Genomic DNA, 12,865 nt, shown 5'->3' with positions numbered 1-12,865 from the left:
ACGTGAAGCGGCCCCTTTTTCCGCGCTTGAATCAGCGCTTGTCTTCGACCTTCCAGGCATTGCCATCGAAGAATGCCTTCCAACCGGTCGGCTTGCCGTCGACTTCGGACTGCACGTACTGCTCCTTGGTCTTACGGCTATAGCGAATCACCGCCGGACGACCCTCGGGGTCTTTCTGCGGGGCATCGCACAGGAAGTGGTACTTCGGATCGATCTCGTGCTTGTGCGGAATGATCTCCAGCACCAGGGGCGCGCGGGTTTCTCGGTTCTTCGGGAACTGGCTGGCAGCCAGGAACAACCCCGAAGCGCCATCACGCAGCACGTAGGTGTCATCGACCTTTTCACACTTGAGCTCGGGCATGTCCACCTTGTCCATCTTAGGTGGCGCTGCCTCGCCGCTCTTGAGCAGCTTGCGGGTGTTCTTGCACGCAGGATTGGTGCAACCGAAGAACTTGCCGAAACGGCCAGTCTTGAGCTGCATCTCGCTACCACACTTGTCGCATTCCAGGCTCGGCCCTTCATAGCCCTTGATGCGGTAGCTGCCCTGCTCGATCTCGTAACCGGCGCAGTCCGGGTTGTTGCCGCAGATGTGCAGCTTGTGCTTTTCATCTAGCAGATAGGCATCCATCGCCGTGGCACAAATCGGGCAACGGTGCTTGCCACGCAGGACCAGGGATTCGGACTCACCTTCATCGTCGGCAGCGATTTCATCGCCCGGCACAAGGTTCACAGTGGCCTTGCAACGCTCCTTGGGCGGCAGGCTGTAGCCCGAGCAGCCCAAGAACACACCAGTGGAGGCGGTACGGATCATCATTGGCCGACCACACTCCTTGCAAGGAATGTTGGTCAGGGTCGGCTGGTTGGCACGCATGCCGTTCTCGGCGGACTCGGCCGTCAAAAGCTTCTTGCTGAAGTCGCCATAGAACTCGTCCAGAACGTTTTTCCAGTCACGCTCGCCTTGGGCCACATCATCGAGATTCTCTTCCATGCCGGCGGTAAAGCCGTAGTCCATGAGATTGGAGAAGCTCTCCGACAGACGCTCGGTGACGATGTCGCCCATCTTCTCGGAGTAGAAGCGGCGGTTATGCAACGTCACGTAGCCACGGTCCTGGATGGTGGAAATGATCGCCGCATAGGTCGATGGACGACCGATCCCGCGCTTTTCCATTTCCTTGACCAGGCTGGCTTCGGTGTAGCGCGCCGGCGGCTTGGTGAAGTGCTGGCTCGGATCGAGCTGGATGAGCTTGAGCGGCTCGCCCTGGGCCATTTCCGGCAGCACGTCGTCTTCGCCTGGCTTGCTCTGTTGAGGCAGTACACGGGTATAACCGTCGAATTTGAGGATACGGCCTTTGGCACGCAGCTCGAAGTCACCGGCATTGACCGTGACGCTGGTGGACAGGTATTGCGCAGGCGGCATCTGGCAGGCCAGGAACTGGCGCCAGATCAACTCGTACAAGCGCTCGGCGTCACGCTCCATGCCACTGAGCTTGGTCGGGTGAGTATTGACATCGGAGGGGCGAATCGCCTCGTGCGCCTCCTGGGCGCCCTCCTTGCTGCCATACACCACCGGCTTCTCCGGCAGGTACTGCTTGCCGAACTCACGTTCAATGTAGCTGCGCGCCATGTCCAGGGCATCGACCGACAGGTTGGTCGAGTCGGTACGCATATAGGTGATGTAGCCCGCCTCGTAGAGACGCTGGGCCATCATCATGGTTTTCTTCACCCCAAAGCCCAGGCGGTTGCTCGCTGCCTGCTGCAGGGTGGAGGTAATGAACGGCGCCGACGGTTTACTGCTGGTCGGGCGGTCTTCACGCTTGGCGACGCTGTAGCTGGAGGCCTTGAGCTTCTCCAGCGCCGCCATGGCCTGGGCTTCGTTCAGTGGCTTGAAGGCTTCGCCCTTCTCGCGCGCCACTTCGAAACGCACCTTGGCATTCTTGGCGGTTCCCAGGTCAGCGTGCACTTCCCAGTATTCTTCAGGATTGAAGGCCCGGATTTCGCGCTCACGTTCCACCACCAGCTTCACGGCCACCGACTGCACGCGTCCAGCCGACAGCCCGCGAGCGATCTTGGCCCACAGCAACGGCGAGACCATGTAGCCGACCACGCGATCGAGGAAGCGGCGCGCCTGCTGGGCGTTGACCCGGTCGATGTCCAGCTCGCCCGGTTGGGAGAAGGCCTCCTGAATAGCCTTCTTGGTAATTTCGTTGAACACCACGCGCTTGTAGCGGCTGTCATCACCACCGATGGCTTCGCGCAGGTGCCAGGCAATGGCTTCCCCTTCGCGGTCCAAGTCGGTTGCGAGATAGATGGTGTCGGCATCCTTGGCCAGGCGACGCAGTTCGTCGATGACCTTTTCCTTGCCGGGCAGGATTTCGTACTTGGCTTTCCAGCCGGCTTCCGGGTCGACACCCATGCGAGCGACCAGCTGGCGGCGTGCCTTCTCCTTCGGCGACAGCGCTGGGGCCTCAGACGCGGTCTTGCCGCGCTTGGCCGCCGGTTCTTTGGTGGCGCTGGCCGAACCGCTGGTGGGGAGGTCTCGGATATGGCCGATACTCGACTTCACCACGTACTGGCTGCCCAGGTACTTGTTGATGGTCTTGGCCTTGGCCGGGGATTCCACAATGACCAGCGATTTGCCCATGGATCGGAGTATTCCTGAATCTGAAGATGAAAAACGCGTCAGGTGCCAGACGCGGCACCGCTATATATAGTGGCAACAGAGTGAGGTCAAGCGCTCAGGTTCAGCCACCCGCTACGCCAGGCTGCTCGAACCGCCCCTCTTCGGCCTTGACCAAAGCAAAGCGTGGCACCTGCTCGCCGTCAACCTCGACAGACTCCAGGAACATCGACAACGGCCTCACCCAGAGCCCGAATTCGCCATACAACGCCTGGTAGAACACGACCCACTCTTCGGTCTCGGAGTGCCGTGCAACGCCGAACACACGGTACTCAGGCCCCTTGTAATGCCGGTACACACCGGGTTGTATCTGCATGCCGTCCACCCTCTTGAAACAAATCCTGTAAAAACAAAAACCGGGGCACAAGGCCCCGGTTGCTGTCGACAACGCGATCAGACGCGTTCGAAGACAGTGGTGATGCCTTGGCCCAGGCCGACACACATGGTGGCGACGCCGAGGGTGCCGCCTTTTTGCTTCATGACATTGAGCAGGGTGCCGGAAATCCGTGCCCCCGAGCAACCGAACGGGTGGCCCAACGCGATGGCGCCGCCGTGCAGGTTAACCTTCTCATCCATCTTGTCGAGCACTTTCAGGTCCTTGAGCACGGGCAGGGCCTGTGCAGCGAACGCTTCGTTGAGCTCGATGAAGTCGATATCGGCCATGGTCAGACCGGCACGCTTGAGGGCTTTCTGGGTAGACGGGACAGGGCCATAGCCCATAATTGCCGGGTCGACGCCGGCTACCGCCATGGCGCGGATGACCGCCAAGGGCTGGATCCCCAGGTCCATCGCACGCTGGCCGGACATGACGATCATGCACGAAGCGCCGTCGGTGATCTGCGACGAAGTACCGGCGGTGACAGTGCCCCCTTTAGGGTTGAACGCCGGCTTGAGCGACGCCAGGCCCTCGAGGGTGGTTTCCGGGCGAATGGTCTCATCGTAATCGAAGACCTTCAGGAAACCGTTCTCGTCATAGCCCTGCATCGGGATGATCTCATCCTTGAAGTTACCCTCGACCGTCGCCTGGTGGGCAAGCTGGTGCGAACGCAGGCCAAACAGGTCTTGCTGCTCACGGGTGATGCCGTGCATCTTGCCGAGCATTTCCGCAGTCAGGCCCATCATGCCCGACGCCTTGGCGGCATGCAGGGACAGGTGCGGGTTGGGGTCCACGCCGTGCATCATGCTGACGTGCCCCATGTGCTCGACACCACCGACGACGAACACATCGCCATTGCCAGTCATGATCGCCTGGGCGGCGGTGTGCAGCGCGCTCATCGACGAGCCGCACAGGCGGCTGACGGTCTGGGCAGCGGAGGTGTGTGGGATCGGGGTCATCAACGACGCCATGCGGGCAATGTTCCAGCCCTGCTCCAGGGTCTGGTTGACGCAACCCCAGATCACGTCCTCGACTTCTTTCGGATCGACCTTGTCGTTGCGCTCCAGCAACTTGCTGATCAGGTGCGCGGACATATCCTCGGCACGGGTGTTACGGTGCATGCCGCCTTTGGAACGACCCATCGGCGTGCGACCGAAGTCGACAATCACCACGTCTCTTGGATTCAGGCTCATATCAATACTCTCGCTCTAACTCGTTGGGCGCTCAGTTGAAGAAGCGCTGGCCGTTCTTGGCCATTTCGCGCAGCTTCGCGGTCGGGTGGTACAGCGGCCCCAGATCGGCATACTGGTCGGCCAGGGCAACGAACTCAGCGACCCCGATCGAATCGATGTAGCGCAGCGCGCCACCACGGAAGGGAGGGAAGCCGATGCCGTACACCAGGCCCATATCGGCCTCGGCGGCGGTCTCGACGATGCCATCTTCCAGGCAGCGGACGGTTTCCAGACACAGTGGGATCATCATCCAATTGATGATGTCTTCATCGGTCACTTCACGCTGCTCGAAGACGATCGGCTTGAGCACCTCCAGCACCGAGGCATCGGCGACCTTCTTCGGCTTGCCGCGCTTGTCGGTTTCGTAGGCGTAGAAGCCCTTGCCGTTCTTCTGGCCCAGGCGATTGGCCTCGTACAGGGCGTCGACAGCAGAACGGCGATCGTCCTTCATGCGGTCCGGGAAGCCCTCGGCCATGACGTCGCGACCGTGGTGGCCGGTGTCGATGCCGACCACGTCCATCAGATAGGCCGGGCCCATCGGCCAGCCGAACTTTTCCATTACCTTGTCGATGCGCACGAAGTCGACACCGGCGCTCACCAGTTTGGCGAAACCACCGAAGTACGGGAACAGCACGCGGTTGACCAAAAAGCCCGGGCAGTCGTTGACCACAATCGGGTTTTTGCCCATTTTCTTGGCGTAGGCGACGGTGGTGGCGACCGCCACTTCACTGGATTTCTCGCCACGGATGACTTCCACCAGCGGCATCATGTGCACCGGGTTGAAGAAGTGCATGCCGACGAAGTTCTCGGGGCGCTTGAGGGCCTTGGCCAGTAGGTTGATGGAAATGGTCGAGGTGTTGGAGGCGAGAATCGCATCCTCTTTGACCTGCCCTTCCACTTCCGCCAGCACTGCCTGCTTGACCTTCGGATTCTCGACCACCGCCTCGACAACGATATCGACGTTGCCGAAATCACCGTAGGACAGGGCTGGGCGAATGGCGTTGAGTGCCTCGGCCATCTTCGCTGGGGTCAGACGACCCTTCTCGACACGCTTGCCGAGCAGCTTGGAGGCCTCGTTCAAGCCCAACTGGATGGCCTCCTCGCGGATGTCCTTCATCAGGATCGGCGTGCCCTTGACGGCGGACTGATAGGCAATACCGCCCCCCATGATACCGGCGCCGAGCACGGCGGCCTGCTTCACGTCGCGTGCGATCTCGTCGTACGCCTTGGCCTTGCGCTTGAGTTCCTGATCATTGAGGAACAAGCCAATCAAGCTTTCGGCGACCGAAGTGCGGGCCAGCTTGGCAAAACCTGCGGCCTCGACTTCCAGGGCCTTGTCGCGACCGAAATTGGCGGCTTTCTGGATGGTCTTGATGGCTTCGACCGGTGCCGGGTAGTTCGGACCGGCCTGACCGGCGACGAAGCCCTTGGCAGTCTCGAAGGCCATCATCTGCTCAATGGCATTGAGCTTGAGCTTTTCAAGCTTTGGCTGGCGCTTGGCCTTGTGGTCCAGCTCACCACTGATGGCGCGCTTGACCAAGTCCAGGGCAGCGGCCTGCAGCAGCTCGGGAGCAACCACTGCGTCGACGGCGCCGACCTTGAGCGCGTCCTCGGCACGGTTTTCCTTGCCGGAGGCGATCCACTCGATGGCATTGTCCGAACCGATCAGGCGCGGCAGTCGCACGGTGCCACCAAAGCCTGGGTAGATGCCCAGTTTGACTTCCGGCAGGCCGATCTTGGCGTTCGAGGACATGACGCGGTAGTCGGCCGCCAGGCACATTTCCAGACCACCACCCAGGGCGACGCCGTTGATGGCAGCTACGGTCGGCACGCCGAGGTCTTCGAAGTCGTTGAAGATGCGGTTGGCTTGCAGGTTGCCGCCGACCAGCTCGGCCTCGGGCAGCTTGAAGTTGTCGACGAATTCGGTGATGTCGGCGCCGACGATGAACACGTCCTTGCCGCTGCTGACGATCACGCCCTTGATGGCGGCGTCGGCCTTGATGGCGTCCACGGCCTGGCGCAGTTCTTCCAGGGTCAGGCGGTTGAACTTGTTGACGGACTCACCCTTGAGATCGAACTTCAGTTCGACGATGCCGCTTTCAAGAGCCTTAACCGTGATGGCTTTACCTTCGTAAATCATCAACTGATCTCCACGATATGGAAGCTGAACTGTACACGCCGATCGCTGGTGCGAAGGCCGGCTAAGCCTTCTTTCCAGGCACACCCGTCAGCGCGATAGTCGGGATTCTGTACGAGCGATCTGACATACAAACGCTCAATTCATACGCCCGTTTGATTTGGGTATGCACACATTCACCGAAAAGATCGGCATTGTCAAATGCTCGAAAGCACCCTTAAAACGCGACTTTCCGGTCATTTTGCACCGCACGGGTACGAAACATGATGACAGTGATTGCCACACATTCAGCAGGAAGATAGACAGCCAACGCCCCAGGAATGCACCTGTGTAAGCGGGAGTTCAAGGTCAGGAGGGAGCTTATGGCGCTAGCGGGGCCGCGAAAGCGGCCCTGGAGAGGTCGAGGTCAGGCGAGGGTTTCGAGCACTTGGGCAATATCCTGCAAAACAGACTTGTCGCCCCGCTCGCTCCAGTACAGAGCCAACATGCGGCTGTCGGCCTCGATTTTGTAGACCGTTGCCGGCAGGCGCGCAAAGGCCTCGCTCAAGCGTGGATCTTCGCAGGGCTCGCGCCACTGGTTCCACCAGATCCCTGGCGTGATTTGCCAGTAACTCCAAGTGTCGTCGCTCCCCCTGCGCCGGGCGCGATGGTACTGCGGACAAGGGCTGGGAGGCTCTTTTTCCAGCCAATGAGGCCACTGCTGAGGCGCCAACTGCATGGCCAGCCCCATGCGCCGGCCTTCCAGGCGCAGGCTCATCTGCTCGCTCTGTTTTCGCGAAGGGCGAAGCCAGGCCATGGGACTTAGAATCAGCGCAAGGATTGACACCACCAGCAATACCGTCATATCTGTAGATTCCATAAAGCGTTGCAAATGAGCCGGTTAGCCAGGTTTCTCGGCACTCGGCCCGAAAGCGACCATACTTCTACTATCGCAAATGTCAGGAGTACCACCATGTCCTACGAACATCTTCTGGTTGCTGTCGACCTGACCGAAGAATGCGACCCGGTGATCAAGCGCGCCATGAAGCTCGCCGAACCGACTGGGGCCAAGGTTTCGCTGGTGCACATCGTCGAACCCATGGCCATGGCCTTCGGTGGCGACGTGCCGATGGACCTGTCGCAATTGCAGCAGCAACAGTTCGATCAGGCCAAGGAGCGCATGGACCGCCTGTTCAACAAGTACCCGACCATCAACCGTGGCGACTCGCACCTGACCTACGGCCAGCCACGCCAGGAAATCCATCAACTGGCCAAGGACCAGAACTGCGACCTGATCGTGGTCGGCAGCCACGGCCGCCATGGCCTGGCCTTGCTGCTGGGCTCCACCGCAAACGATGTGCTGCACGGCGCGCCTTGTGACGTGCTGGCCGTACGCCTACAAAAGAAAGAAGGCTAAACCTGCCTTAAGCCGTTCAACAGGCCATCACAGGTTTCACCAGCTTCCAGCCAAGGGAGCTGGCGAAACCCGGTGATGCGCAAAGCGCCCCCGGACGGCTTGAGCCGCTTACCCTTCCAGTTCTGCCCAGCGCTCGACCAGCGTATCCAGCTCGCCCTGCATCTGTTCAAGTTTGGCCAGCACTGCTGAAGTCTCGCCAATCGGTCGCTGGTAGAAGCCTGGGGCATTGACCTCTTCCTGCACCGTAGCCATGCGCTGTTCCAGTTCATCGATCTGCCCAGGCAGGGCCTCGAGCTCGCGCTGCAGCTTGTAGCTCAATTTCTTCTTCGCCGGATCCGCCGCAGCCACCGATACGCTCGCTGCAGATGCTGCCTGCTCGACAGGCTTCTCCACCACAGCACTGCCCAGCTCGGCCTTGCCGCCCTTGCTCTCGGCTACGCCAAGCAGCTTGGGCGAGCCACCTTGGCGAATCCAGTCTTCATAGCCACCGACGTACTCACGCACTCGACCTTCGCCCTCGAACACCAGGGTGCTGGTCACCACGTTGTCGAGGAACGCCCGGTCATGGCTGACCATCAGCACGGTGCCCTTGAAGTTGGAGAGCACTTCCTCGAGCAGCTCGAGGGTCTCCACATCCAGGTCGTTGGTCGGCTCGTCCAGCACCAGCAGGTTGGCTGGCTTGCTGAACAGCTTGGCCAGCAACAGCCGGGCCCGTTCGCCTCCGGACAACGCCTTGACCGGCGTACGGGCACGCTGTGGGCTGAACAGGAAGTCGCCCAGGTAGCTGAGCACGTGTCGGTTCTGGCCGTCGATCTCGATGAAGTCCCGCCCTTCGGCAAGGTTGTCGATGACCGTCTTCTCCAGGTCCAGTTGATGGCGCAGTTGGTCGAAGTAGGCGACCTCCAGCTTAGTACCGCGTTCGACCTTGCCCGAAGTGGGCTCGAGATCGCCCAGCATCAGCTTGAGCAAAGTGGTCTTGCCGGTACCGTTGGCACCCAGCAGGCCGATGCGGTCCTCGCGCTGCAGGACCATGGAGAAGTTCTTGACCAGCGCCGGGCCATCGGCGTGCGCGAAGCTGACATTCTCCAGCATCATGACCTGCTTGCCAGACTTGTCCGCAACCTCGATCTGAATATTCGCCTTACCCTGGCGCTCGCGACGTTCGCCACGCTCCACACGCAAGGCTTTCAGGGCACGCACGCGGCCTTCGTTGCGGGTACGTCGAGCCTTGATGCCCTGGCGAATCCACACCTCTTCCTGAGCCAAGCGCTTGTCGAACAGCGCATTGGCGGTTTCCTCCGCGGCCAGCATGGCCTCCTTGTGCACCAGGAAGCTTGCGTAATCGCCGTTCCAGTCAATCAGCCCGCCCCGATCCAGCTCCAGGATGCGGGTAGCCAGATTTTGCAGGAAGGAACGGTCGTGAGTGATGAACAGCACGGCGCCGTTGAAACCGCTCAGTGCCTCTTCGAGCCAGGCGATGGCGCCGATGTCCAAATGGTTGGTCGGCTCGTCGAGCAGCAACAGGTCTGGCTCGGATACCAGCGCCTGGGCGAGCAGCACACGCCGACGCCAACCACCGGACAGCTCGGCGAGGGTCTTGTCTGCGGGCAGTTGCAGGCGGCTCAGGGTGCTTTCCACCACCTGCTGCAGGCGCCAGCCATCGCGGGCTTCGAGCTCATGCTGGACATGCATCAGCTTCTCGAGGTCGGCATCGCCCTGGATGTTCTGGCTCAGGTGGTGATACTCGGCCAACAGCGCACCGACGCCATCCAGGCCTTCGGCCACTACGTCGAACACCGTACGCTCGTCGGCCACCGGCAGCTCTTGCGGCAGTTCGCCGATCTTCAGGCCCGGGGCACGCCAGATCTCGCCGTCATCAGGCTTCTGTTCGCCCTTGACCAGGCGCAGCATGCTCGATTTGCCGGTGCCGTTACGGCCGATGATGCACACCCGCTCGCCACGCGCGATCTGCCAGGACACCTTGTCCAGTAGCGGCATGGCGCCGAACGCAAGGGACACATCGCTGAATTTGAGCAGGGTCATAGTCATCTCCAAAAACCGGGCGCGCATTCTACCTGACTTGCCCCTTCCCGGCATCAGCTAGGCCGTACCCGGCAGGCTTTGCGACATCCGGTCGAAGATAATGATTGGATACAAGCACAGTGCTTTCACCCGCTGCCGGCAAACGGCTAAGCTAAGGCAATAGATCCCAACAGTGCTGGCTTCGCCGTCACTTTTTCCTTGGTTCACTTGCCCGGACGTCTCATGCGCAGCCGCCTGTTTCAACTCGTTTCCTGCCTGCTGCTCACCGCCACCACTGCGAGCGCGGCACAGGCCATCGATATCACCCAGCAACGTCAATACTATGATGAGGCCAAGCGTGCCCTGGCCAAGGGCGACAAGGGGCCCTACCTGCGCTATGCCAATGCGCTTCGCGACTATCCGCTGACGCCTTACCTGGCCTACGACGAGCTCACCGCTCGCCTCAAGGGCGCCAGCAATGAAGAGATCGAAAGCTTTCTCGCCCAGCATGGCGACCTGCCCCAGGCCAACTGGATGAAACTGCGCTGGCTGCGCTGGCTGGCCGAGCGCGGCGAATGGAACACTTTCGTCAAGTACTACGACCCCAAGCTCAACTTCACCGAGCTGGACTGCCTGAACGGCCAGTACCAATTGACCCATGGCCTGCGCGCGGAAGGTTTTGCCAGCGCCGAAAAACTATGGAACGTCGGCAAGTCGCAACCCGCGGCCTGCGACACCCTGTTCGGTCTGTGGGCAGCCGAAGGCCAATTGACCGAGGCCAAGCGCTGGCAGCGGGCCAAGCTCGCAGCCCAGGCGCGCAACTACAGCCTGGCCAACAACCTGGTCAAGACCCTGACCACCCTCGCCCCCCAGGGCCGCCTGCTGATCGACGTGGCGCAAAAGCCCGAGCTGCTCAATCAGCCTTCACGCTTTACCCCCGTCAATGAGGCCATGTCCGATGTGGTCAGCCTGGGCTTGCGTCGCTTGGCTCGTCAGGACCCTGAGCGGGCCATGTCACTGCTCGACGACTACGCCCAGCGCATGCACTTCTCTCGCGACGAGAAGGTCGCCATCGCCCGCGAGATCGGCCTGACCCTGGCGCGTCGCTATGACCCTCGCGCCCTGGACCTGATGACCCGTTACGACCCCGAGCTGCGCGACAACACTGTCAGCGAGTGGCGCCTGCGCCTGCTGTTGCGCCTGGGTCGCTGGGAAGACGCCTATGAGCTGACCAAGCGCCTGCCCCAGGACCTGGCCAGCAGCAACCGCTGGCGTTACTGGCAGGCGCGTAGCCTGGAGCTGGCGCAGCCGAACAATCCGCAGATCCCGCTGCTGTACAAGACGGTGGCTCGCGAGCGTGATTTCTACGGTTTCCTCGCCGCAGACCGCGCACAAACGCCCTATCAGCTCAACAATAAGCCATTGATGCTGAGTCAGCAGGTGATCAACAAGGTGCGTAACACCCCTGGCGTGCGCCGTGCCCTGGAGTTCCATGCTCGCGGCCAGATCGTCGAGGGTCGTCGAGAGTGGTACCACGTCAGCCGCCACTTCAACCGCGACGAGATGGTCGCCCAGGCCCGCCTGGCCTACGACCTGCGCTGGTACTTCCCAGCGATCCGGACGATCAGCCAGGCCCAGTACTGGGATGATCTGGACATCCGCTTCCCCATGGCCCATCGCGACACGCTGGTGCGCGAAGCCAAGGTACGCGGGCTGCATTCGAGCTGGGTGTTCGCCATCACCCGCCAGGAAAGCGCCTTCATGGAAGACGCCCGCTCCAGCGTGGGTGCCAGTGGCCTGATGCAGCTGATGCCGGCGACGGCCAAAGAGACAGCGCGCAAGTTCAACATTCCGCTGGCCTCGCCTTCGCAGGTGCTCAATCCGGACAAGAACATTCAGCTTGGCGCGGCTTACCTGAGCCAGGTGCATGGGCAGTTCAACGGTAACCGGGTCTTGGCCTCGGCGGCGTACAACGCAGGTCCCGGACGGGTACGGCAGTGGCTCAAGGGCGCCAAGCACCTGAGCTTCGATGTGTGGGTGGAGTCGATCCCGTTCGACGAAACGCGGCAGTATGTGCAGAACGTGTTGTCTTATTCGGTGATCTATGGACAGAAGCTGAATTCGCCGCAGCCGTTGGTGGATTGGCATGAGCGGTATTTTGACGATATGTGAGGGCTTGGGCTTGGGCTTTCAGAGAGTGTGAATATCCGGTTTTGGTGGTGGCGCCACTGGCGCTTTCCGCCTTCACGGCGGGTCACTTTGGTCTTGGCCAAAGTAACCAAAGCCGTCTTGCTCCCACATACGGCCCCTGCGCTGCGCTCCGGGGTTCCCTCCGCTCCGGTGCCTTACGGGGCTTCGCGGCCTCCGGCTTGCTACGCAAGCCTCCATCTCGCGACTTCGGCTACGCCGAAGGGCGCTGCGCGCCTGCCCCTACAGACACCTCCACTCGGCCTCCTGAGGTCGCGATTGGTGGCGCCTGGACTATCGCGCATCAAAAGCAACGGCAACGGCAAACAAGCTAATTATTTGTTGTTTGTGCGGGCCTATTCGCGGGTAAACCCGCTCCCACAGGCTCACCGCTGTCCTTGAGAACGGCGCTGTACCTGTGGGAGCGGCGGTTCGGCGCTCCGATTTACCCGCGAATGGGCCAAAAAGCTCACCACAAAAACCACTGAATGAAACAACGCCAGCCCAGGCGCCGCCTGTAACTTGCGTCCCATCAGCAGGCCGAGCGGAGGTGTCTGTAGGGGCAGGCGCGTAGCGCCCTTCGGCGTAGCCGAAGTCGCGAGATGGAGGCTGGCGCAGCCAGCCGGAGGCCGCGAGGCCCCGCAAGACACCGCAGCGAGGGAACCCGGTGCGAAGCGCCGGGCCGGATGCAGGGGGCGCGCGGCTTTTGGTTACTTTTGGCCAAGACTGTAGAGACCGGACACATCGCTGACACGTGTGCGGAGACATGGTTGACACATTATGGTCCGTAATCAGGTTTATTCACGTCGATGGTGCGCAGGCGTTGATGGCAAAAGTA

General features: G+C 61.2%; 8 protein-coding genes. 2 read left to right on the top strand and 6 right to left on the bottom strand.

Annotation, left to right across the window (positions count from 1 at the left end; all coding sequences use genetic code 11):
• Positions 1 to 31: 31 nt before the first annotated feature.
• The 5 genes from topA to ACNFCH_RS21415 form a co-directional block, all read right to left on the bottom strand.
• Positions 32 to 2,641 (bottom strand): type I DNA topoisomerase, encoded by a 2,610-nt coding sequence (topA, locus tag ACNFCH_RS21435; protein WP_337160093.1) that lies wholly within the window; start codon positions 2,639 to 2,641, stop codon positions 32 to 34.
• Between the two features lie 100 nt (positions 2,642 to 2,741).
• Positions 2,742 to 2,993, bottom strand: coding sequence for a DUF1653 domain-containing protein (locus tag ACNFCH_RS21430; protein WP_337160092.1), 252 nt, complete (start codon positions 2,991 to 2,993; stop codon positions 2,742 to 2,744).
• A gap of 77 nt (positions 2,994 to 3,070) precedes the next feature.
• Positions 3,071 to 4,246: an acetyl-CoA C-acyltransferase FadA gene (fadA, locus tag ACNFCH_RS21425; protein ID WP_196164197.1), complete on the bottom strand. Its 1,176-nt coding sequence runs from the start codon at positions 4,244 to 4,246 to the stop codon at positions 3,071 to 3,073.
• A gap of 31 nt (positions 4,247 to 4,277) precedes the next feature.
• The gene (fadB, locus tag ACNFCH_RS21420; RefSeq protein WP_337160091.1) at positions 4,278 to 6,425 is read right to left on the bottom strand and encodes a fatty acid oxidation complex subunit alpha FadB; all 2,148 of its coding nucleotides are present in this window, start codon (positions 6,423 to 6,425) and stop codon (positions 4,278 to 4,280) included.
• A 403-nt stretch (positions 6,426 to 6,828) separates the two neighbouring features.
• A complete protein-coding gene (locus ACNFCH_RS21415; protein WP_337160090.1) occupies positions 6,829 to 7,266 on the bottom strand; it encodes a hypothetical protein in 438 nt (145 codons plus the stop codon).
• A 108-nt stretch (positions 7,267 to 7,374) separates the two neighbouring features.
• On the opposite strand from ACNFCH_RS21415, the gene ACNFCH_RS21410 reads away from it, so the two are divergent.
• The gene (locus tag ACNFCH_RS21410; protein ID WP_043206695.1) at positions 7,375 to 7,818 is read left to right on the top strand and encodes a universal stress protein; all 444 of its coding nucleotides are present in this window, start codon (positions 7,375 to 7,377) and stop codon (positions 7,816 to 7,818) included.
• A gap of 108 nt (positions 7,819 to 7,926) precedes the next feature.
• On the opposite strand, the gene ACNFCH_RS21405 is transcribed toward ACNFCH_RS21410, so the two are convergent.
• Positions 7,927 to 9,861, bottom strand: a complete 1,935-nt coding sequence (locus ACNFCH_RS21405; RefSeq protein ID WP_337160089.1) for an ATP-binding cassette domain-containing protein — start codon at positions 9,859 to 9,861, stop codon at positions 7,927 to 7,929.
• A 222-nt stretch (positions 9,862 to 10,083) separates the two neighbouring features.
• On the opposite strand from ACNFCH_RS21405, the gene ACNFCH_RS21400 reads away from it, so the two are divergent.
• Positions 10,084 to 12,012, top strand: coding sequence for a transglycosylase SLT domain-containing protein (locus ACNFCH_RS21400; protein ID WP_337160088.1), 1,929 nt, complete (start codon positions 10,084 to 10,086; stop codon positions 12,010 to 12,012).
• The last annotated feature ends 853 nt before the right edge of the window (positions 12,013 to 12,865 follow it).

Origin of the sequence: Pseudomonas sp. NY15354, assembly GCF_048068075.1 — a bacterium.
Lineage (GTDB): Bacteria > Pseudomonadota > Gammaproteobacteria > Pseudomonadales > Pseudomonadaceae > Aquipseudomonas > Aquipseudomonas guariconensis_C.
Note: the sequence above shows the minus strand (reverse complement) of the source record. Positions and strands in the feature narration are given on the sequence as shown.

Coding starts and splice junctions, on each gene's coding strand:
- topA (WP_337160093.1), bottom strand. CDS start 2,641: ATGGGCAAATCGCTGGTCATTGTGGAATCCCCGGCCAAGGCCAAGACC.
- ACNFCH_RS21430 (WP_337160092.1), bottom strand. CDS start 2,993: ATGCAGATACAACCCGGTGTGTACCGGCATTACAAGGGGCCTGAGTAC.
- fadA (WP_196164197.1), bottom strand. CDS start 4,246: ATGAGCCTGAATCCAAGAGACGTGGTGATTGTCGACTTCGGTCGCACG.
- fadB (WP_337160091.1), bottom strand. CDS start 6,425: ATGATTTACGAAGGTAAAGCCATCACGGTTAAGGCTCTTGAAAGCGGC.
- ACNFCH_RS21415 (WP_337160090.1), bottom strand. CDS start 7,266: ATGACGGTATTGCTGGTGGTGTCAATCCTTGCGCTGATTCTAAGTCCC.
- ACNFCH_RS21410 (WP_043206695.1), top strand. CDS start 7,375: ATGTCCTACGAACATCTTCTGGTTGCTGTCGACCTGACCGAAGAATGC.
- ACNFCH_RS21405 (WP_337160089.1), bottom strand. CDS start 9,861: ATGACCCTGCTCAAATTCAGCGATGTGTCCCTTGCGTTCGGCGCCATG.
- ACNFCH_RS21400 (WP_337160088.1), top strand. CDS start 10,084: ATGCGCAGCCGCCTGTTTCAACTCGTTTCCTGCCTGCTGCTCACCGCC.